The sequence below is a fragment of the Pseudomonas sp. SL4(2022) genome, from assembly GCF_026625725.1.
GTDB lineage: Bacteria > Pseudomonadota > Gammaproteobacteria > Pseudomonadales > Pseudomonadaceae > Aquipseudomonas.
This window is the reverse complement of sequence record NZ_CP113060.1, coordinates 1729637-1750036: the sequence shown is the minus strand read 5'-3', so window position 1 is coordinate 1750036 and position 20400 is coordinate 1729637. Positions and strand designations below refer to the sequence as shown.

At 60.8% G+C, this 20400-nt stretch carries 20 protein-coding genes and 1 riboswitch; of the genes, 2 read left to right on the top strand and 18 right to left on the bottom strand.

The features are described from left to right. Nucleotides 1-2 precede the first annotated feature (2 nt). Both cobN and cobW read right to left on the bottom strand, forming a co-directional pair. Complete coding sequence (gene cobN / locus OU997_RS08420; RefSeq protein ID WP_267809635.1) at nt 3-3737, bottom strand: cobaltochelatase subunit CobN; 3735 nt, start codon at nt 3735-3737, stop codon at nt 3-5. A 59-nt stretch (nt 3738-3796) separates the two neighbouring features. After that, nucleotides 3797-4849 (bottom strand): cobalamin biosynthesis protein CobW, encoded by a 1053-nt coding sequence (cobW, locus tag OU997_RS08415; RefSeq protein WP_267809634.1) that lies wholly within the window; start codon nt 4847-4849, stop codon nt 3797-3799. A gap of 99 nt (nt 4850-4948) precedes the next feature. Further along, a riboswitch (cobalamin riboswitch) is annotated at nt 4949-5145 on the bottom strand. On the opposite strand from cobW, the gene OU997_RS08410 reads away from it, so the two are divergent. Both OU997_RS08410 and cobM read left to right on the top strand, forming a co-directional pair. Next, complete coding sequence (locus tag OU997_RS08410) at nt 5112-5675, top strand: cobalamin biosynthesis protein (RefSeq protein WP_267809633.1); 564 nt, start codon at nt 5112-5114, stop codon at nt 5673-5675. It overlaps the preceding riboswitch by 34 nt. After that, the gene (gene cobM, locus OU997_RS08405; protein ID WP_108486396.1) at nt 5672-6427 is read left to right on the top strand and encodes a precorrin-4 C(11)-methyltransferase; all 756 of its coding nucleotides are present in this window, start codon (nt 5672-5674) and stop codon (nt 6425-6427) included. The genes OU997_RS08410 and cobM overlap by 4 nt, the downstream gene beginning before the upstream one ends. Before the next feature lie 7 nt (nt 6428-6434). Here the strand turns inward: cobM and OU997_RS08400 are convergent, their stop codons facing one another. From OU997_RS08400 to OU997_RS08325, 16 genes are all read right to left on the bottom strand, one after another. After that, nucleotides 6435-6665 (bottom strand): hypothetical protein, encoded by a 231-nt coding sequence (locus OU997_RS08400; protein ID WP_267809632.1) that lies wholly within the window; start codon nt 6663-6665, stop codon nt 6435-6437. A 14-nt stretch (nt 6666-6679) separates the two neighbouring features. Next, nucleotides 6680-8530: a glutamine--fructose-6-phosphate transaminase (isomerizing) gene (gene glmS / locus OU997_RS08395; RefSeq protein ID WP_108486394.1), complete on the bottom strand. Its 1851-nt coding sequence runs from the start codon at nt 8528-8530 to the stop codon at nt 6680-6682. 15 nt (nt 8531-8545) lie between these two features. Continuing rightward, nucleotides 8546-9316 carry a DeoR/GlpR family DNA-binding transcription regulator gene (locus OU997_RS08390; RefSeq protein ID WP_267809875.1) on the bottom strand — a complete coding sequence of 257 codons (771 nt, stop codon included), beginning with the start codon at nt 9314-9316 and terminating at the stop codon, nt 8546-8548. Nucleotides 9317-9411: 95 nt separating this feature from the next. After that, nucleotides 9412-9921, bottom strand: a complete 510-nt coding sequence (locus OU997_RS08385; RefSeq protein ID WP_267809631.1) for a M23 family metallopeptidase — start codon at nt 9919-9921, stop codon at nt 9412-9414. A gap of 14 nt (nt 9922-9935) precedes the next feature. Beyond that, nucleotides 9936-11297 carry a bifunctional UDP-N-acetylglucosamine diphosphorylase/glucosamine-1-phosphate N-acetyltransferase GlmU gene (gene glmU, locus OU997_RS08380; RefSeq protein WP_108486391.1) on the bottom strand — a complete coding sequence of 454 codons (1362 nt, stop codon included), beginning with the start codon at nt 11295-11297 and terminating at the stop codon, nt 9936-9938. A gap of 130 nt (nt 11298-11427) precedes the next feature. Further along, nucleotides 11428-11853 (bottom strand): F0F1 ATP synthase subunit epsilon, encoded by a 426-nt coding sequence (locus tag OU997_RS08375; RefSeq protein ID WP_108486390.1) that lies wholly within the window; start codon nt 11851-11853, stop codon nt 11428-11430. An 83-nt stretch (nt 11854-11936) separates the two neighbouring features. Further along, nucleotides 11937-13313: a F0F1 ATP synthase subunit beta gene (gene atpD, locus OU997_RS08370; protein ID WP_108486389.1), complete on the bottom strand. Its 1377-nt coding sequence runs from the start codon at nt 13311-13313 to the stop codon at nt 11937-11939. Nucleotides 13314-13343: 30 nt separating this feature from the next. Beyond that, the gene (gene atpG / locus OU997_RS08365; RefSeq protein ID WP_108486388.1) at nt 13344-14204 is read right to left on the bottom strand and encodes a F0F1 ATP synthase subunit gamma; all 861 of its coding nucleotides are present in this window, start codon (nt 14202-14204) and stop codon (nt 13344-13346) included. A 50-nt stretch (nt 14205-14254) separates the two neighbouring features. Beyond that, on the bottom strand, nt 14255-15799 hold the full coding sequence (gene atpA / locus OU997_RS08360) for a F0F1 ATP synthase subunit alpha (protein WP_108486387.1): 1545 nt from the start codon (nt 15797-15799) through the stop codon (nt 14255-14257). A 21-nt stretch (nt 15800-15820) separates the two neighbouring features. Further along, on the bottom strand, nt 15821-16357 hold the full coding sequence (locus OU997_RS08355) for a F0F1 ATP synthase subunit delta (protein WP_108486386.1): 537 nt from the start codon (nt 16355-16357) through the stop codon (nt 15821-15823). Nucleotides 16358-16372: 15 nt separating this feature from the next. Next, nucleotides 16373-16843, bottom strand: coding sequence for a F0F1 ATP synthase subunit B (locus OU997_RS08350; protein WP_267809630.1), 471 nt, complete (start codon nt 16841-16843; stop codon nt 16373-16375). Between the two features lie 56 nt (nt 16844-16899). Further along, nucleotides 16900-17157, bottom strand: a complete 258-nt coding sequence (gene atpE, locus OU997_RS08345; protein WP_003097235.1) for a F0F1 ATP synthase subunit C — start codon at nt 17155-17157, stop codon at nt 16900-16902. A gap of 114 nt (nt 17158-17271) precedes the next feature. After that, complete coding sequence (atpB, locus tag OU997_RS08340; protein ID WP_090378672.1) at nt 17272-18141, bottom strand: F0F1 ATP synthase subunit A; 870 nt, start codon at nt 18139-18141, stop codon at nt 17272-17274. A gap of 14 nt (nt 18142-18155) precedes the next feature. Further along, complete coding sequence (locus OU997_RS08335; protein ID WP_108486399.1) at nt 18156-18563, bottom strand: F0F1 ATP synthase subunit I; 408 nt, start codon at nt 18561-18563, stop codon at nt 18156-18158. A gap of 156 nt (nt 18564-18719) precedes the next feature. Then, on the bottom strand, nt 18720-19592 hold the full coding sequence (locus OU997_RS08330; protein WP_108486384.1) for a ParB/RepB/Spo0J family partition protein: 873 nt from the start codon (nt 19590-19592) through the stop codon (nt 18720-18722). A 10-nt stretch (nt 19593-19602) separates the two neighbouring features. Next, on the bottom strand, nt 19603-20391 hold the full coding sequence (locus tag OU997_RS08325) for a ParA family protein (RefSeq protein ID WP_108486383.1): 789 nt from the start codon (nt 20389-20391) through the stop codon (nt 19603-19605). Between the last annotated feature and the right edge of the window lie 9 nt (nt 20392-20400).

The following is a 20400-nucleotide window of genomic DNA, read 5'->3' as shown; positions in this document are numbered from 1 at the left end:
CTCTAGGATTCTTCGCTATCAATCAGCAGGTTTTCCAACGCTTCGCGGTACTCGCCGGGATCTTGCCAGAGGCCGCGCTGCTGGGCTTCGAGTAGGCGTTCGAGGATGTCCTGCAGGGCGCCGGGGTTGTGCTGCTGGATAAAGTCGCGGGTGTCTTTGTCGAGCAAATAGGCATCGGTGAGCAGTGCGTACTGGTGGTCGTCGACCAGCTCGCTGGTGGCGTCGAAGGCGAACAAATAGTCGATGGTCGCCGCCAGCTCGAACGCGCCCTTGTAGCCGTGGCGCTTCATGCCGTCGATCCACTTGGGGTTGGCCGCACGGGCGCGCACCACGCGGTTGAGTTCTTCCTTCAGGGTGCGGATGCGCGGCGTATCCGGCTGGCTGTTGTCGCCGTGATAGCTGGCCACCTTAGCGCCGCGCAGGGTTTCCACCGCCGCGAGCATGCCGCCCTGGAACTGGTAGTAGTCGTTGGAATCGAGGATGTCGTGCTCGCGGTTGTCCTGGTTGTGCAGCACCGCCTGCATCTGTTCCAGGCGCTCGGCGAACTGCGCGCGCGCCGGGGTGCCTTCGCTATGGGTGCCGTAGGCGTAGCCGCCCCAGTTCAGGTAGACCTCGGCCAGGTCCTCGCGGGTTTGCCACAGGCGCTCTTCGATGGCGTTCTGCACGCCCGCACCATAGGCCCCCGGTTTGGAGCCGAACACTCGCCAGCCGGCTTGCTGGCGCGCCTCGGCCTCATCCAGGCCGCTGTCCTGCAGGGTCAGGGATTCGCGCCAGACCCGCGCCGACAGCGGGTTCATGTCTTCCGGCTCATCGAGATCCACCACCGCCTGCACCGCGTCATCGAACAGACGAATCAGGTTGCTAAAGGCATCGCGGAAGAAGCCGGACACGCGCAGGGTCACGTCCACCCGTGGGCGGCCGAGTTGCGCCAGCGGCAGCACCTCGAAACGCTCAACGCGCTGGCTGCCGGCCTGCCACACCGGGCGCACGCCCATCAGCGCCAGAGCCTGGGCCATATCGTCGCCGCCAGTGCGCATGGTCGCCGTGCCCCACATCGACAGACCGAGCTGACGCAGGTGGTCGCCGTGGTCCTGCAGATGCCGCTCCAGCAGCCGGTCCGCCGCCTGCACGCCGATACGCCAGGCGGTCGGCGTCGGCAGGTTGCGCACATCGACGCTGTAGAAATTGCGCCCGGTGGGCAGCACATCCAGGCGGCCGCGACTCGGCGCGCCACTCGGCCCGGCGGGGACAAAGCGCCCGTTTAGCGCCGATAACAGGCCGTGCATTTCGGCCGGACCGCAGGCATCCAGCAGCGGTGCGATCTGTTCACGCAGGCGTTGCAACACCTGGGTGCTTTCCGCACCAACGGGTTCAAAATCCGCCGCGCTAATCAACTGCAAGGCCAGCAGCTCCAAGCGTTCACGGGCATCTCCGGCGCTGCGCCAGCTGTCATCGCTCAGGCCCTGCAACATCGCCGGGCGCGGCCCCAGCCAAGGTGCAGCCATGTCGCAGTCGAGAGGATCGAAACCCAGCTCCAGATCGCGGGCCAGGGCGCGCAGCAGGCTGGCGTTGGCGCCCTGGCCGTCGCCACGGGGAATGCGCAGCAGGGCCAGCAAGGTGTCGCGGCGCAGGGTACCGGCCGGTGATTCGCCAAACACATGCAGGCCATCGCGGATCTGCGATTCCTTTAAATCGCACAGGTAGGCGTCGAGCTGCGGCAGCCAGCTGTTGGGGTCTTCATTGAGTTGCAGGCCCAGCTCGCGGTCGAGGCTGGCCTCGCGCACCTTGAGCAGAATCTCGCCGCGCAATTCGGCGGCGCGACGCAGGTCGAGTTGGCTGGCTTCGTAGTACTCGTCGGCCAGGCGCTCCAGATCGCGCAGCGGGCCGTAGCTTTCCGCGCGAGTCAGCGGCGGCATCAGGTGATCGATGATCACCGCCTGAGTACGGCGCTTGGCCTGGGCGCCCTCGCCCGGATCGTTGACGATAAACGGGTAGATATTCGGCAGCGGGCCGAGAATCGCGCTCGGCCAGCACTCCTCAGACAGCCCGACGCTCTTGCCCGGCAGCCATTCCAGATTGCCGTGCTTGCCGACGTGGATCACTGCATCGGCGGCAAAGGCCTTTCGCAGCCAGCAGTAGAACGCCAGATAGCCATGGGGCGGCACCAGATCGGGGTCGTGATATACCGCCGCCGCATCCAGCTGATAACCACGGGCCGGTTGGATGCCGACAAAGGTCAGGCCGAAACGCAGGCCGGCGATCATCAGCCGCCCGCTGCGGAACATCGGGTCCTGCTGCGGCTCGCCCCAACGCTCGCGCACCGCCTGCTGGTTGGCTTGCGGCAGACTGTGGAAGAACGCCAGGTACTCATCCAGCGCGAGGCTCTGGGCGCAGGGCCGCGCGTCGAGGCTGTCCAACTCATTGGTCACACCGCCGAGCAACTGGTGGATCAGCGCGGTACCGCTGTCGGGCAACCCTGCAACCGGGTAGCCCTGCTGTTGCAGCGCCTTGAGGATATTCAGCGCCGCCGCCGGGGTATCCAGGCCAACACCATTGCCGATGCGCCCATCGCGGGTCGGGTAGTTGGCCAGCACCAGGGCGATGCGCTTGTCGGCGTTGTGTTTGTGCGCCAGGGCGACCCAGTTGCGCGCCAGTTCGGCGACAAAATCCATCCCCGGTAAATGCGGCTGGTAACAAACCACATCGCTCTGGCTGCGCTCACTGCGCCAGGCCAGGCCCTTGAAGCTGATCGGCTGGGTGATCAGGCGGCCGTCCAGCTCGGGCAACACGATATGCATGGCCAAGTCACGCGAACCCAAGCCTTGAGCATTGGCTTGCCACTGCTCATGGTTATCCAGCGCGCAAATGGCTTGCAGCACCGGAATATCACGGCGGAAAGGTCGTGCGCTCGGCGCTTCCGGGTTAGACAGGGCGAAGGCGGTGGTGTTGATAATCAGACGGGCATCGGCTTCGTCCAGCCAGTCCTCGACCTGAGCCAGGCAGGCGGCTTCCTTGAGGCTGGCCACGGCAATCGGCAGCGGATTAAGGCCCTGGGCCTGCAAGCGCTGGCAGAACACATCGATAAACCCGGTATTCGCCGCCTGCACCTGGGTGCGGTAGAACAGCAGCGCCGCCACCGGCGCACCGACCTGCCAATGGGCTTGCCAATCGACCAGGCTCGGGGTGCTCAGCTGCGGGTGATACAGGCCCACGCGCGGCAGCGGCTGCGGTTCGCCCCAGGGGTAGTCACGCTGCAACCAGTGGCTGGCGATGCAGTTGAACAGCTGCTGGGCATTGGCCGCACCGCCCTGGCGCAGGAACTGCCAGAGCCGCTCGGCCTCCGCCAGCGGCACGCTACTCAACGCCATCAGTTCTGGATCAGGGTTGTCGCAACCCGGCACCATGATGACCTGCGCGCCGCGCTCGGCCAGTTCGACCAAGCGCTCGATGCCGTAGCGCCAGTAACTGACGCCGCCGTGCACGGAAATCAGGATGACCTTGGCGTGCTGCAACACCTGCTCGACGTAGAAGTCCACCGAGGCGTGATTGCTCAGCTGCGCCGGACTGGCCAGGCGCAGGCTCGGGTAATCCGCCGGCAACTGCCGCGCCACCTCCGCCAACAGCGACAACTGCGAATCGCCGGTGCACAGAATCACCAGCTCGGCCGGGGTCTGGCCGAGGTCGGCAATGCTGTCGACCGGCAGCTGGCTGCCGGGTTGGGTGCGCAATAGATGCATGATCGCTCTTCTTGTGGGTGGGGTCGGGCCTAGTCGCGGCTAAAGCCCCTCCCACCTATTTAGGCCAGCGCTGCTTGCAGCTCAGCTTCGATGGCGGCCTGATCCAGGGTCTGGCCAATCACCACCAGGCGGGTGATGCGCGGCTCATTGGCCTGCCAGGCGCGGTCGAAGTGTTTATCGAAACGCTGGCCGACGCCTTGCAGCAGCAGGCGCATCGGCTTGCCGGGAATCGCCGCAAAACCCTTGATGCGCAGGATGCCGTGTTTGCTGACCGCCTCCTTCAGCGCTTGCAGCAAACGCGTTTCCTCGGCTTCAGGCAGTTCCACGTGGAACGAGGCGAACTCGTCGTGATCGTGGTCTTCATGGCCTTCCAGGTCATGGTGGGTCTTGCGGCCCTCGATATGCAGCTCGGTCTCGCAGTTCAGCCCCAGCAGCACGTCCAGCGGCAGCTCACCGCCATGGGCTTCGATGATTTTCACTGCGGGCGGCAGCTCTTCCGCCACTTCCGCGCGCACCGCCGCCAGGGCGGCGGCGTCGAGCAGGTCGGCCTTGTTGAGTATCACCAGGTCGGCGCTGGCCAGTTGGTCGGCGAATAGCTCGTGCAGCGGCGATTCGTGGTCCAGATTGGGGTCGAGCTTGCGCTGCGCATCGACCTGATCGGGGAAGGCGGCGAAGGTGCCTGCGGCCACGGCCGGGCTGTCGACCACGGTGATCACCGCATCCACCGTGCAGGCGTTGCGGATTTCCGGCCAGTTAAAGGCCTGTACCAGTGGCTTGGGCAGGGCCAAACCCGACGTTTCAATCAGGATATGGTCGAGCTCGCCGCGACGTGCCACCAGCTCGCGCATCACCGGGAAGAACTCTTCCTGCACGGTGCAGCACAGGCAGCCGTTGGCCAGTTCGAAGATGCGCCCGTTGGCTTCTTCTTCGCTGCAACCGATGGAGCACTGCTTGAGGATTTCGCCGTCGATGCCCAGCTCGCCAAACTCGTTGACGATCACCGCGATACGCCGCCCGTCGGCATGGCCGAGCATATGCCGCAGCAGGGTGGTTTTGCCGGCGCCGAGAAAGCCGGTAACGATGGTGACGGGGAGTTTGGCGAGGGTTTGCATGGCGAGTCCTGCGTGACGTCGAAAGAAAGACGAGCAGGAGGTGGCACAGACATGACAGCCACGGGGCGTCAGCCAACACCACCGGATCACCCCGCCCGGTTGTCGAAAACGTGACGAGGCAGGTCTCCTGGCTCACGGTCTGCGCATTGCGCGACCCTTCACCTTCCCGCCATACGGCAGTGGTGTATCGAAGGGCTTTGGACCGTTTACAGTTGCGGGGGCAGCCAAGGCATCAACCTTGTTCCCTCTTAGCTTCATGGGCATGCCCACGAAGAACCTCGAACGCGACAAGGCTACGCAGGCCATGGCGGCCGGTCAATCGCGGTTGACCGGTGCCGGCCGCCATGTTGAGCTACGCCGCCGCACACACCGAGTCGCCTTGATGATGTCCAGCCCTGCCCATACTCGCCCCGCTGCCGCCGTTCAGGTGGTCGCCGGGTTGGGCTGCCGCAGTGGCTGCAATGTGGAGGACTTACTCAACCTGCTGCTGCACAGCCTGCAGGCGCATGGCCTGACTGTGGATAACCTGGCGGGGCTGGCCAGCATCACGCACAAACAGAGCGAGCCGGGCCTGCTGGCACTGGCTCAGCGCCTCGGTTTGCAGTTGAGCTGCTTTAGTGCCGAAGAACTGCAACCCTATCAGCAGGGTGTGCAAGGCTCGCCGCTGACCCTGGTCGCCACCGGCAGCCCGGCCGTCGCCGAACCCTGCGCCCTGGCCCTGGCTGAACACCTGAGCGGCCAACCGGCGCGTCTGCTCGGCGAAAGAACCCGCAACGCCAGCGCCACCTGCGCGCTGGCGTCGAGTGCACCCAAGGATCTGTCATGACCGTCTACTTTATCGGCGCCGGCCCCGGCGACCCCGAGCTGATCACCGTCAAAGGCCAACGCCTGCTGCGCAGCTGCCCGGTGATTCTCTATGCCGGTTCGCTGGTGCCCGAGGCGGTACTACAGGGCCATAGCGCCGAACAGGTGATCAACACCGCCGAGCTGCATCTGGATGAAATCATCGAGCTGATCCGCCAGGCCGATGACAAAGGCCAGGATGTGGCCCGCGTGCATTCCGGCGACCCGTCGCTGTATGGCGCGATTGGTGAGCAGATCCGCCACCTGCGCCGGCTGGGCATCGCCTTCGAGATCATCCCAGGGGTGACGGCCACGGCCGCCTGTGCTGCCCTGCTGGAAAGCGAACTGACCCTGCCCGAGGTGTCGCAGACGCTGATTCTCACCCGCTACGCGAGCAAGTCGAACATGCCCGAGGGCGAGGCGCTGGGCGACCTGGCGCGCCACGGCGCGACCATGGCCATCCACCTGGGCGTGGTGCACCTGAGCAAGATCGTCACTGAGCTGCTGCCGCATTACGGCGCGGATTGCCCGATTGCCGTGGTGCATCGCGCCAGCTGGCCGGATCAGGATTGGGTCAGCGGCACCCTCGCCACCATCGTGGAACAGGTGCGCGCCAAGGGCTTTCGCCGCACGGCGCTGATCCTCGTCGGCCGCGTGCTGCATGCCGAACAGTTTGCCGACTCAGCGCTTTATAACGCTGAGCATCGGCACCTGTTCAGGTCGGCAGACGATTAACAGGCTGCTAGAGATGAATCTCCGCAGCTTTGATCCCCAGTAAACGCAGTTCCTCGATCAACCCATTGAGATCGGCGAAGGACTCCACCTGCTCCTGGTCATCGACCAGAAAGAAGCTGGTGCCTGCGCCTTTCTTCAACAGCACGATCCATTCCCGGGTATTGGCCGGGTTGGCGATGATATGGGTATCAAAGAGCACGCCTTGAGCCTGCTTGCTCTTTAGATCTTCACGCCGCATCGGCTGGCTCCTGCTTACTCAACCGTTACGCTCTTGGCCAGGTTGCGCGGCTGGTCGACGTCGGTGCCCTTGAGCACGGCGACGTAGTAGGACAGCAGCTGCAGCGGAATGGTGTAGAGGATCGGCGCCAGGGCGTCGTGGATATGCGGCATGTTCACCACATGGGTGCCCTCGCCATTGCTCATGCCGGCCTGCTCGTCAGCAAACACCACCAGCTCGCCGCCGCGGGCGCGCACTTCCTGCAGGTTGGATTTGAGCTTTTCCAGCAGCTCGTTGTTCGGCGCCACGGTGACCACCGGCATGTCGCTGTCCACCAACGCCAGCGGGCCGTGCTTGAGCTCGCCAGCCGGGTAGGCTTCGGCGTGGATATAGGAAATTTCCTTGAGTTTGAGCGCGCCTTCCATCGCCACCGGGTACTGCGCGCCACGGCCGAGGAACAGGCTATGGTGCTTCTCGGCGAACAATTCGGAGACTTTCTCCACCACGCTGTCCATCGCCAAGGCTTCACCCAGGCGAGTTGGCAGACGGCGCAGTTCTTCGACCAGTTCAGCTTCCAGGGCCTTATCCAGGGTGCCACGCACCTGGCCGAGGGACAGGGTCAGCAGCATCAGTGCGACCAGCTGGGTGGTGAAGGCCTTGGTCGAAGCCACGCCAATTTCCGGGCCGGCCTGGGTCAGCAGGGTCAGGTCGGATTCACGCACCAGGGAGCTGATGCCTACGTTGCAAATCGCCAGGCTGGCCAGGTAGCCGCCCTGGCCAGGCGCATGCTCCTTGGCGTTGCGCAGCGCGGCCAGGGTGTCGGCGGTTTCACCGGACTGGGAAATGCTGACAAACAGGGTATCCGGCTGTACCACCACCTTGCGGTAGCGGAACTCGCTGGCCACTTCGATCTGGCAAGGGATGCCAGCCAGGCCTTCCAGCCAGTAACGGGCGACCATACCGGCGTGGTAACTGGTGCCGCAGGCGACGATCTGCACGTTGCGCACCTTGGCGAACAGCTCGGCGGCCTGCGGACCGAAGGCCTGAACCAGTACGTGGTCAGAACCCAGACGGCCTTCCAGGGTGCGTTGCACAACCTTGGGCTGCTCGTGGATCTCCTTGAGCATAAAGTGGCGGTACTCGCCCTTGTCGGCGGCCTCGGCACCTTCGTGGTACTGCACACTTTCGCGTACCACCGGCTGGCCGGATACATCCCAGATCTGCACGCTGTCGCGCTGGATTTCGGCGATATCACCTTCTTCCAGGTACATGAAACGGTCGGTGACCTGACGCAGAGCCAGCTGGTCGGACGCGAGGAAGTTCTCACCCAGGCCCAGACCGATCACCAGCGGGCTGCCGCTGCGAGCGGCGAGCAGGCGGTCCGGCTGCTTCGCGCTGATCACCGCCAGGCCGTAGGCACCGTGCAGTTGCTTGACCGCCTGTTTCAGTGCGTTAGTCAGATCAGCTTGCGTTTTGAGGATGTGATCGAGCAGGTGGACGATCACCTCAGTGTCGGTATCGGAGCTGAACACATAGCCCAGGCCCTTGAGTTCAGTGCGCAGTTCTTCGTGATTTTCAATAATGCCGTTGTGCACCACGGCCAGATCATGGCCGGAGAAGTGCGGGTGGGCATTGCGCTCGCTCGGTGCGCCATGGGTCGCCCAGCGGGTGTGCGCGATACCCAGACGGCCGGCCAGTGGTTCTGCACTCAGCGCGCTTTCCAGCTCGCTGACCTTGCCCACGCGGCGGCGGCGGTCAAGGCTGCCCTGCTCAGTCAGCAGCGCCACACCGGCACTGTCATAGCCGCGGTATTCCAGGCGCTTGAGGCCTTCAACCAGCACGGCGGTGATATTGCGTTCCGCGATTGCACCTACGATGCCACACATATGTCTCTCCTTAACTCAGGCGTCTAGCGCAGCGCAGATCAGCTTGATCCCGCGTGCACTCAATTGTTCACGGGCCTCGGGGCTGAGGCGCTCGTCGGTTATCAGGGTGTGGATGCTGCTCCAGGGCAGCTCCAGATTAGGGATCTTGCGACCGATCTTGTCGCTTTCGACCATCACCACCACTTCACGGGCCACGTCCGCCATCACCCGGCTCAGGCCGAGCAATTCATTGAAGGTAGTGGTGCCACGGTTCAGGTCGATGCCATCGGCGCCAATAAACAGCTGGTCGAAGTCATAAGAACGCAGCACTTGCTCGGCGGTCTGGCCCTGGAACGACTCAGAATGCGGGTCCCAGGTCCCTCCGGTCATCAACAGCACCGGCTCATGCTCCAGTTCGCTGATGGCGCGGGCCACGTTGAGCGAGTTGGTCATCACCACCAGGCCGGGCTTGTGGCCGAGTTGCGGGATCATCGCTGCAGTGGTGGTGCCGCTGTCGATGATGATCCGCGCATGTTCGCGAATGCGCGCCACCCCTGCACGGGCAATGGCCTGCTTGTACTGGGAGATCGGCTGGATATCGCTGATCAGCTCCTGCGGCATGGGCACAGCACCGCCGTAACGACGCAGCAGCAAGCCGCTTTTTTCCAGGGCAGCAAGGTCTTTGCGAATGGTCACTTCCGAGGTGGCGAACGCTTTCGACAACTCGTCAACACTCACCTCGCCTTGCTCGGCGAGCAGGGCAAGAATAGTGTGACGGCGTTGCGGAGTGTTGCGTTTCGACATAATAAGTTTCGATTCGAAAGATATTGGCGCGAATCAAAACCTAATGAAGCTTTTTCGTCAAGCGCGAATCGACATCTGGCAGCTACAGCCAGGCCAATTCAGCGTGTCTGCAGGAGCTGGTTGGGGTCCAGATAGAACATCTTTTTCCAGCCTTGGGTCGACTCGTCTGCCCGCCAAGGCAACGGCAGCAGGCTGACAATCGAGTAATGCAAATGCGCCGGTTTACCCTGAGCGTTCCCCGTATCGCCAACCGTGCCCAGCTGACTGCCCGCCAGTAACGGCTGGCCTGGGTAGGCGTCGATGGTTTGCAGATGGGCGTAATAATGAATGCGCCATTTCGGCCCGAGGGCGACCACCACCTTGCCACCCTGCGCGATCTCACCGCGAAACAGCACCACCCCATAACTGCTGGCGCGCACCGGCGTGCCGCGTTTGGCGAAGATGTCGATGCCCTTGTGCACGCCGGAGCGGCCCCAGGGTTCAAACCAGAAAGTGCGCGGATTCCAGTCCCGGGGACTGGCGCCTTGCACCGGAATCTGCGGCCACTCAGGCAGCAAGGCCCAGATCAGAAACAGCGTCGGTATTATCCAGCGTTTACGTAACGGCATCCTTGCCAACTCCATCAGGTCTTCTTGGTCGGACGCTTCCAGCCTTCGATATTGCGCTGCTTGGCGCGGCCGACGGCCAGGGTGTTATCCGGCACATCGCCGGTAATCACCGAGCCGGCGCCGGTGGTGGCGCGATCACCCAACGTCACCGGAGCAACCAAAGCGCTGTTGGAACCGATAAACACGTCCTCACCGAGTACGGTCTTGAACTTGTTGGCGCCATCGTAATTGCAGGTGATGGTGCCGGCACCGATATTGGTCCGCGCGCCGATTTCGGCGTCGCCCAGGTAGCTCAGGTGGCCAGCCTTGGCGCCCTCACCCAGCTTGGCGTTCTTCAGTTCGACGAAGTTACCCACATGGGCTTTAGCGCCCAGCACCGAACCCGGACGCAGACGCGCGAACGGCCCACAATCGGCACCCTCACCCACTTCTGCGCCTTCCAGGTGGCTGTTGGCTTTGACGATGGCGCCTTTGCGCAGAATCGAGTTCTTGATCACGCAGTTGGGACCGATCTGTACGTCGTCCTCAATCACCACCTTGCCTTCGAGGATTACGTTGATATCGATGGTGATGTCGCGGCCGACGCTGACTTCACCCCGCACATCGAAGCGGAACGGATCGATCAGGGTAACGCCTTGCGCCATCAGACGGTTGGCGAAGCGTTGCTGGTAATGACCCTCCAACTGCGAAAGCTGGATACGGTCGTTGGCACCCAGCACTTCCATCTCGTCGGCCGCTTGCTCGGTGGCGACCACCAGGCCATCGGCTACGGCCATGGCGATCACGTCGGTGAGGTAGTACTCACCCTGGGCGTTGCTGTTGGACAGACGACCGAGCCAGTCGCCCAGTTTTTCCCCCGGTACGGCGAGGATGCCGGTGTTACCTTCACGGATCAGGCGCTGCTCGGTGCTGGCGTCCTTGTGCTCGACGATGGCCTTTACCACGCCGTGCTCATCGCGCACGATGCGGCCGTAGCCAGTCGGGTCGTTCAGATTGACCGTCAACAATCCAAGCTGCTGCTCGCTGACCTGTTGCAGCAGACGCTGCAGGGTTTCCACTTCGATCAGCGGCACATCGCCGTAGAGAATCAGCACACGCTCAGCGCTCAATGCCGGCAGCGCCTGGGCTACCGCATGGCCGGTGCCCAGCTGCTCGCTCTGCAGCACGAAATTCAGATCATCCGCCGCCAGTCGCTCGCGCACCCGTTCCGCGCCATGGCCGATGACCACATGAATGCCTTGCGGTTTCAGCAGGCGGGCGGTGTCTATCACATGCCCGAGCATGGGTTTACCGGCAATAGGGTGCAGGACTTTCGGCAAAGCCGAACGCATACGGGTGCCTTGGCCGGCGGCGAGGATAACGATATCGAGTGACATAAGAGCGGATTCCAGGCAGACGAAGGCGGGCTAAATCCCTAGCCCGACCCACTGAAAAGGTAAAAACAGCAGGCAAAGAAAAAGGGTAGCCAAGGCTACCCTTTTACTCGTTTGCGATGAAGCGCCGGAATTAACCGCCGAACTTCTTGCGCAACTGCTGAACGGTACGCAGCTGAGCTGCGACCTCGGCCAGGTGAGCAGCAGCGGAGCCGTAGTCGAACTCCGCGCCTTTCTCATTCAAGGCTTTCTCGGCAGCCCGAAGGGCTTCCTGAGCAGCAGCTTCATCGATATCGGCAGCACGCTGCACGGTATCGGCGAGAACTTTCACCACACTCGGCTGAACTTCGAGGAAGCCGCCGGAGATGTAGAACACCTCGGCTTCGCCACCCTGTTTGACCAGACGAATCGGACCCGGTTTGAGGTCGGTGATCAGCGGCGCGTGGCCTGGAGCGATACCGATATCACCCAGGTTACCGTGCGCAATTACCATCTCGACCAGACCGGAGAAGATCTCGCCTTCTGCGCTGACGATGTCGCAATGGACTGTCATAGCCATGTCTAACCTCACGTATCGATCTGCTTAGCCACTACTACGCGGATAAACAGACCGTAAGCGCCCGTTGCCGGGCGCACGGGTGATTACAGTTTCTTCGCTTTCTCAACAGCTTCTTCGATGCTGCCAACCATGTAGAACGCCTGCTCTGGCAGATGATCGTAGTCACCTTTCAGAATGCCGCTGAAGCCGGCAATGGTGTCCTTCAAGGAAACGTACTTGCCTGGCGAACCGGTGAAGACTTCGGCCACGAAGAACGGCTGGGACAGGAAGCGCTGGATCTTACGAGCACGGGATACCAGTTGCTTGTCTGCTTCGGACAGTTCGTCCATACCCAGAATCGCAATGATGTCCTTCAGCTCTTTGTAACGCTGCAGAACGTACTGCACGCCACGAGCGGTGTCGTAGTGATCCTGGCCGATAACCATCGGGTCCAGCTGGCGCGACGTCGAGTCGAGTGGATCGACCGCTGGGTAGATACCCAGGGAAGCGATGTCACGGGACAGTACAACGGTAGCGTCCAAGTGGGCGAAGGTGGTCGCCGGGCTTGGGTCGGTCAGGTCGTCCGCAGGTACGTATACGGCCTGGATCGAGGTGATCGAACCGGTCTTGGTCGAAGTAATACGTTCTTGCAGAACGCCCATTTCTTCGGCCAGGGTCGGCTGGTAACCCACCGCGGAAGGCATACGGCCCAGCAGTGCGGATACTTCGGTACCGGCCAGGGTGTAACGGTAGATGTTGTCCACGAAGAACAGAACATCACGGCCTTCATCACGGAACTTCTCGGCCATGGTCAGGCCGGTCAGGGCTACGCGCAGACGGTTGCCTGGTGGCTCGTTCATCTGACCGTAAACCAGGGCTACCTTGTCGAGAACGTTGGAGTCCTTCATCTCGTGGTAGAAGTCGTTACCCTCACGAGTACGCTCACCCACACCGGCGAACACGGAATAACCGCTGTGCTCGATGGCGATGTTACGGATCAGTTCCATCATGTTTACGGTTTTGCCTACACCGGCACCACCGAACAGACCCACTTTACCGCCCTTGGCGAACGGGCAAACCAGGTCGATAACCTTGATGCCGGTTTCCAGCAGCTCGTTGGAGCCAGCTTGCTCGGCGTAGGTCGGTGCGGCACGGTGAATGCCCCAACGCTCTTCTTCGCCAATCGGGCCGGCTTCGTCGATCGGGTTGCCCAGCACGTCCATGATACGGCCCAGGGTTTTCACCCCAACCGGTACCTGGATACCTGCGCCAGTGCTGCCGACGCTCAGGCCACGCTTGAGGCCTTCGGTCGAACCCATCGCAATGGTACGTACCACACCGTCGCCCAGCTGCTGCTGAACTTCCAGGGTGGTTTCGGCGCCGTCTACTTTCAGCGCTTCATAAACACTCGGCACTTGATCACGCGGGAATTCCACGTCGATAACGGCGCCGATGATTTGAACGATACGTCCGCTACTCATCTTTGGTTCCTCTGAATATTTGAACCGTGCTTAAACCGCGGCAGCGCCGCCGACGATTTCCGAAATTTCCTGGGTGATCGCTGCCTGACGTGCCTTGTTGTAAACCAACTGCAGGTCTTTGATCAGATCGCCAGCGTTATCGGTGGCGTTCTTCATCGCGATCATCCGGGCCGCTTGTTCAGCCGCATTGTTCTCGACCACCGCCTGGTACACCTGCGACTCCACGTAACGCACCATCAAGCCGTCGAGCAGCTCCTTGGCGTCGGGTTCGTACAGGTAATCCCAGTGATGCTTGAGATCCTGATCCGGATCAGCCACCAGCGGAATCAACTGCTCCACTGTCGGCTTTTGCGTCATGGTATTGATGAACTTGTTCGAGACCACGGACAAACGATCGATGCGACCATCGAGGTAGGCATCGAGCATAACCTTGACGCTACCGATCAGATCATTGATCGACGGTTCTTCGCCCAGGTGGCTGATCGCAGCAACGATGTTGCCACCAAAGTTGCGGAAGAACGCCGCACCCTTGCTGCCAACCACGCAGAGATCGATCTCTACGCCTTGCTCGCGATTGCTCGCCATGTCCTTGACCAGAGCCTTGAACAGGTTGGTGTTCAGACCACCACACAGACCACGGTCCGAGCTCACCACGACATAACCTACACGCTTGACTTCGCGCTCGATCATGAACGGGTGACGGTATTCCGGGTTGGCGTTGGCCAGATGACCAATAACCTGGCGGATACGCTCCGCGTAGGGACGGCTAGCAGCCATGCGCATTTGTGCTTTGCGCATTTTGCTGACCGCCACCTTTTCCATGGCGCTGGTGATCTTCTGCGTGCTTTTGATGCTCGCAATCTTGCTGCGAATCTCTTTTGCGCCTGCCATTTGACACCTATCGGGTTAGCAAGCGGGGACCTCGCGGTCCCCGCTGCGGCTTACCAGGTTTGGGTGGCCTTGAACTTCTCGATACCGGCTTTCAGGCCCGAATCGATTTCGTCGTTAAAGTCACCCTTCTCGTTGATCTTCGCCAGCAGTGCGGCGTGATCCCGGTTGAAGTAAGCAATCAGGGCCTGCTCGAATGCACCAATCTTGGCGACTTCGATATCGACCAGGAAACCACGCTCGGCGGCATACAGCGACAGCGACATATCAGCAATCGACATCGGCGCATATTGCTTCTGCTTCATCAGCTCGGTAACGCGCTGACCGTGCTCAAGTTGCTTACGAGTGGCTTCGTCCAGGTCAGAAGCGAACTGAGCAAATGCCGCCAGTTCACGGTACTGAGCCAGAGCGGTACGGATACCACCAGAGAGCTTCTTGATGATCTTGGTCTGTGCAGCACCACCCACGCGGGATACCGAAATACCGGCGTTGACCGCAGGACGGATACCCGAGTTGAACATAGCCGATTCCAGGAAGATCTGACCGTCGGTGATCGAAATCACGTTGGTCGGAACGAACGCGGAAACGTCGCCCGCCTGGGTTTCGATGATCGGCAGAGCGGTCAGGGAACCGGTTTTGCCAGTCACAGCGCCATTGGTGAACTTCTCAACATACTCTTCGGATACGCGGGAAGCGCGCTCCAGCAGACGGCTGTGGAGATAGAACACGTCGCCAGGGTAAGCTTCACGACCTGGCGGACGGCGCAGCAGCAGGGAAATCTGGCGGTAGGCCACTGCTTGCTTGGACAGATCGTCATACACGATCAGCGCGTCTTCACCGCGGTCGCGGAAGTATTCGCCCATGGTGCAACCGGCGTACGGTGCAATGAACTGCAGTGCAGCGGATTCGGAAGCGGAAGCGGCAACGACGATGGTGTTAGCCAGCGCGCCGTTTTCTTCCAGCTTGCGCACCACGTTGGCGATGGTCGATTGCTTCTGACCAATTGCTACGTAAACGCACTTAATGCCGCTGTTTTTCTGGTTGATGATGGCGTCGATGGCCAGAGCGGTTTTACCGATCTGACGGTCACCGATGATCAGCTCACGCTGGCCACGGCCAACCGGGATCATGGCGTCAACCGACTTGTAGCCGGTCTGTACCGGCTGGTCGACCGACTTACGCCAGATCACGCCCGGCGCAACCTTTTCAACAGCGTCGGTAGCGACGTTGTTCAGCGGGCCTTTGCCGTCAATTGGGTTGCCCAGTGCGTCAACGACGCGGCCCAGCAGTTCCGGACCAACCGGAACTTCCAGGATGCGACCAGTACACTTGGCGCTCATGCCTTCGGCCAGGCTGGTGTAAGCACCCAGCACTACAGCACCAACGGAGTCTTGCTCCAGGTTCAGCGCCATACCGTAGACACTGCCCGGGAACTCGATCATTTCGCCGTACATCACATCGGCGAGACCGTGAATGCGCACGATACCGTCGGAGACGGACACGATGGTGCCTTCGTTACGGGCTTGAGAGGCGACATCGAGTTTCTCGATACGCCCCTTGATGATTTCACTAATTTCGGAAGGATTGAGTTGCTGCATAGCTCTGCTGCCCCTTCAAACTCAAGATTTCAATGCTTCGGCCAGCTTCGCGATTTTGCCGCGAACTGAGCCATCGATAACCAGGTCGCCGGCGCGGATCACAACACCACCGATGAGGGTGGCATCTTCCGCGGCGTGCAGACGCACTTCTCGGCCGAGCCGTGCACTGAGAACCTTGGCGAGTTTGTCTTGCTGTTCATCGCTCAATGCGAAGGCACTGGTAACGTCCACATCAATCGACTTTTCCTGCTCGGCTTTGTAAAGCTCGAACAGTTCAACGATCTGTGGCAACAGGGCCAGACGATCGTTTTCAGCGACGACATGAATGAAATTGCGTACCTGGGCGTCGAACTTGTCACCACACACCTCGACAAAGGTGGTGGCCTTGTCTGTACTCGTCAAACGCGGAGCCTTAAGCACGCGCTGCATGGTGTCGTCTTGCGACACCGCTGCAGCCAGGCCGAGCATGGCTGACCAATTGGCCAGTTGCTGGTGGGCCTGGGCGTACTCGAAAGCAGCCTTAGCGTAAGGTCGGGCCAGCGTGGTCAGTTCTGCCATGATCGCGCCCCTCGCTTAAATTTCGGCTGCCAGTTTGGAAACCAGCTCCGCATGCGCGTTTTGGTCGATAGATGCGCCCAGGATCTTCTCGGCACCGCTAACGGCCAGGCTACCCAGTTGGGCACGCAGCGCGTCTTTGACACCGTTGATTTCCTGCTCGATCTCGGCCTGAGCCAGAGCCTTCACACGGTCAGCTTCGACACGGGCCTGTTCACGGGCTTCGTCGACGATCTGGGTACCGCGTTTCTTGGCTTGCTCAATGATCTCGGCTGCCTGGCTTTTGGCTTCGCGCAGTTGCTGACCCACTTTCTCTTGGGCCAACTCCAGGTCACGAGCCGCACGGCTAGCAGCATCCAGGCCATCTGCGATCTTCTTCTGACGTTCTTGCAAAGCCGTAATGACCGGAGGCCACACGTACTTCATGCAGAACAGCACGAAGATGAAGAAGGCAACGGACTGGCCAATCAGGGTTGCATTAATGTTCACGCCAACACCTCGCTCGTTCGTTGTCCATCAAACCAATTCACTCAAAAACGAGTGGATTAGCCTGCGATTTGACCAACGAAGGGGTTCGCGAAGGTGAAGAACAGTGCGATACCAACACCGATCATGGTCACGGCGTCGAGCAGACCAGCGACGATGAACATTTTCACTTGCAGCATCGGAACCATTTCCGGCTGACGCGCAGCGCCTTCCAGGAACTTGCCGCCCAGCAGGCCGAAACCAATGGCGGTACCCAGGGCACCCAGGCCAATCAGCAGTGCAACAGCGATAGCGGTCAGACCAACTACAGTTTCCATCTTTCCTCCCGACTTTTTATGTCGTATTGGTTAAGGTTTTCTAAGGTAAAGCAGTAAAGCAAATCGGTACTTCTGGTGCCCTTGCGGGCGTCCACTGTGAGCGCCAAGGCGCTCTTAGTGGTTGTCTTCGTGCGCCATCGACAGGTAGACGATGGTCAGCATCATGAAGATGAACGCCTGCAGCACGATGATCAGGATGTGGAACACTGCCCACGCCCACTGCAGGGCAACACCCAGCGCGCCGAGCAGCAGACCGCCGCCGAACATGATCGCGATGAGGATGAAGATCAGCTCGCCGGCATACAGGTTGCCGAACAGTCGCAGTGCCAGGGAAATCGGCTTGGCGATGAGGGTCACGAACTCTAGCAGGAAGTTGACCGGAATCAGCAGCGCCTGAACGACGATGTTCTTGCTACCGAACGGGTGCAGGGTTAGCTCACCAATGAAACCGCCAATGCCTTTGACCTTGATGCTGTAGTACAGGATCAGGGCGAATACCGACAGAGCCAGACCCAGGGTGGCGTTCGGGTCAGTGGTCGGTACGACACGGAAGTACAGGTGCGGATCACCCGAGATTTTTGCCGCCAGCATAGGCAGCCAGTCTACCGGGATCAGGTCCATGAAGTTCATCAGGAAGACCCAGACGAAAATGGTCAGACCCAGCGGTGCGATCAGGGCATTGCGACCGTGGAAGGTGTCTTTGACGCTGCCGTCAACAAACTCAACCAGCACTTCAACAAAGTTCTGCAGTTTGCCCGGTTGCCCGGAAGTGGCGCGCTTAGCGGCGGCACGGAACAGCAGGATGAAGAACAGGCCCAGCACGACAGATACCGCGAGGGTGTCTACGTGAAATGCCCAGAAGCCCATTTCCTGAGCTTCTTTTGCGTTGTGGGCGAAACTCCAGCCGTTGACCGGGTGCTGACCATAGGTCAGGTTGGTCAAGTGGTGCTGGATATAACCCGAAGCGGTTTCTGCTGCTGCCATATATCCCTCGAGCGCTAAGGTCTTAAAAGTCTTGTTTTCATCAGCAGGGGCGAAAACCAATTGACCAACTGGGTCAGGAAGAACACGCCAAATACCGCCAGCGGTTCCAGAGGTTTCACACCTGCAAAGGTCAGTGCAAACAGCACTGCCGTTAAAACCAGTTTGCCCGCCTCACCGGCATAAAAAGACCGGACGATGGCTTGAGCAGCCCGCGCTCCAGTGAAACGGAACGCCTTGTGGGCAAAGTACATATTCGGCAACCAGGCAATCAGGCCACCACACAATCCCGAGTAACCCGCTACTGCACCCTGCCACTGCCATAACACCAGGGACAGAAGCAGCAGAACCAGAAGTTGCACCAGCAGTACCGGGAAAACAGCCAAACGATGGAAGGGCAGGCGATTCGGCGTGCGAACGTCCATCTTGTTTTCCTGAAAGCTGAACTCGGGCGTCGGCACCTGAAATCAATAACTTGGCATACTTTGTGCCGACGAAATGCGCGCAGAGTATAGGGGGGCTTCCCCCCCATTCAACTGCCGGGTAGTGATTTCCGACTAGTCGCTACATGCGCAATTGTTTCAGCGAATGTGGGCCAGCACACCCTGCAGCTCATCCAGCGAGCTGTAGCTGATCACCAGCTGCCCTTTGCCCTTCTGCCCATGCTTGATCTGCACCGGTGAGCCCAGGCGCTCAGCCAGGCGCTGTTCAAGGCGGGTGATGTCCGGATCGGTTTTGACCACTGCTGCAGGCTTCTCTTTGCTGTTCAGCCACTGCCGAACCAGGGCTTCGGTCTGACGCACTGTGAGGCCGCGTGCGACAACGTGTCGCGCACCTTCAGTCTGCTGTTCGGCGGGTAAACCGAGCAAGGCACGGGCATGCCCCATCTCCAGGTCACCATGGGACAACAGGGTCTTGATCTCTTCCGGCAAGGCAATCAGGCGCAACAGGTTGCTGATAGTGACTCGCGACTTACCCACAGCATCGGCGACCTGCTGTTGGGTCAGCTGGAACTCCTGCTGCAAACGCTGCAACGCCATGGCTTCTTCGATGGGGTTGAGGTCTTCACGCTGGATGTTCTCGATCAGCGCCATGGCGATGGCGGCTTCATCCGGCAGTTCGCGGACCATGGCCGGAATCTTGTCCAGGCCGGCCTGCTGGCTGGCGCGCCAGCGGCGTTCACCGGCGACGATCTCGAAACGTCCTTCGCCAATCGGACGAATCACGATGGGCTGCATCACGCCGTGGCTCTTGATCGACTGAGCGAGTTCTTCCAGCGCGGTGGCATCCATATCACGGCGCGGCTGGTATTTACCGCGCTGGATCAGGTCCAGCGGCACATAGTGCAGTTCACGGCTGTCGACCTGGGTGGCTTCTTCCTGCAACGCGCTGACGCTGGTCCCGCCCAGCAGGGCATCCAGACCGCGTCCCAGTCCTCGTTTTTTCACAGCCATGCGAATTTCCTTATGCGGTTGCAGTGTGGGCGCTAGCGCGCTGGCGACGCACCAGTTCACCGGCCAGTGCCAGGTAGGCAATGGCACCACGGGATTGCTTGTCATACACCAGCGCCGGCATGCCGAAACTCGGGGCTTCGGCCAGGCGCACATTGCGTGGGATGACCACGTCATACAGCTTGTCGCCAAAGTGTTGCTTGAGCTGGGCGCTGACATCGTTGGTCAGGCTGATGCGCGGGTCATACATGGTACGCAGCAGGCCTTCGATTTTCAGGTTGGGATTGAGCAGCTCCCCAATCCGCTGAATGCTGTTGACCAGATCGGACAATCCTTCCAGCGCGTAGTACTCGCATTGCATGGGGATGATCACCCCATCGGCCGCGACCAAGGCGTTGACCGTGAGCATCGACAGCGCCGGCGGACAGTCGATGAGGATGTAATCGTAATTCTCGCGGATCGGCGCCAGCGCATAACGCAGGCGGCTTTCCTTCATTTTCATTTCCAGTAGGGAAACTTCCGCAGCGGTCAGGTCACGGTTGGCCGGCAACAACTGGTAGCCGCCGTGCTCAGAGAACTGCATGGCATCGACCAGGTTGCATTCACCGATCAGCACGTCGTAGACCGAGTGCTCCAGACCATGCTTATCCACACCGCTGCCCATAGTGGCGTTGCCCTGGGGGTCGAGGTCGATCAGCAGCACGCGGCGCTTGGTTGCCACCAGAGAGGCAGCCAGATTGATGCAGGTGGTGGTTTTGCCCACGCCGCCTTTCTGGTTAGCGATTGCGAATACCTTAGCCATGCTGCGTTC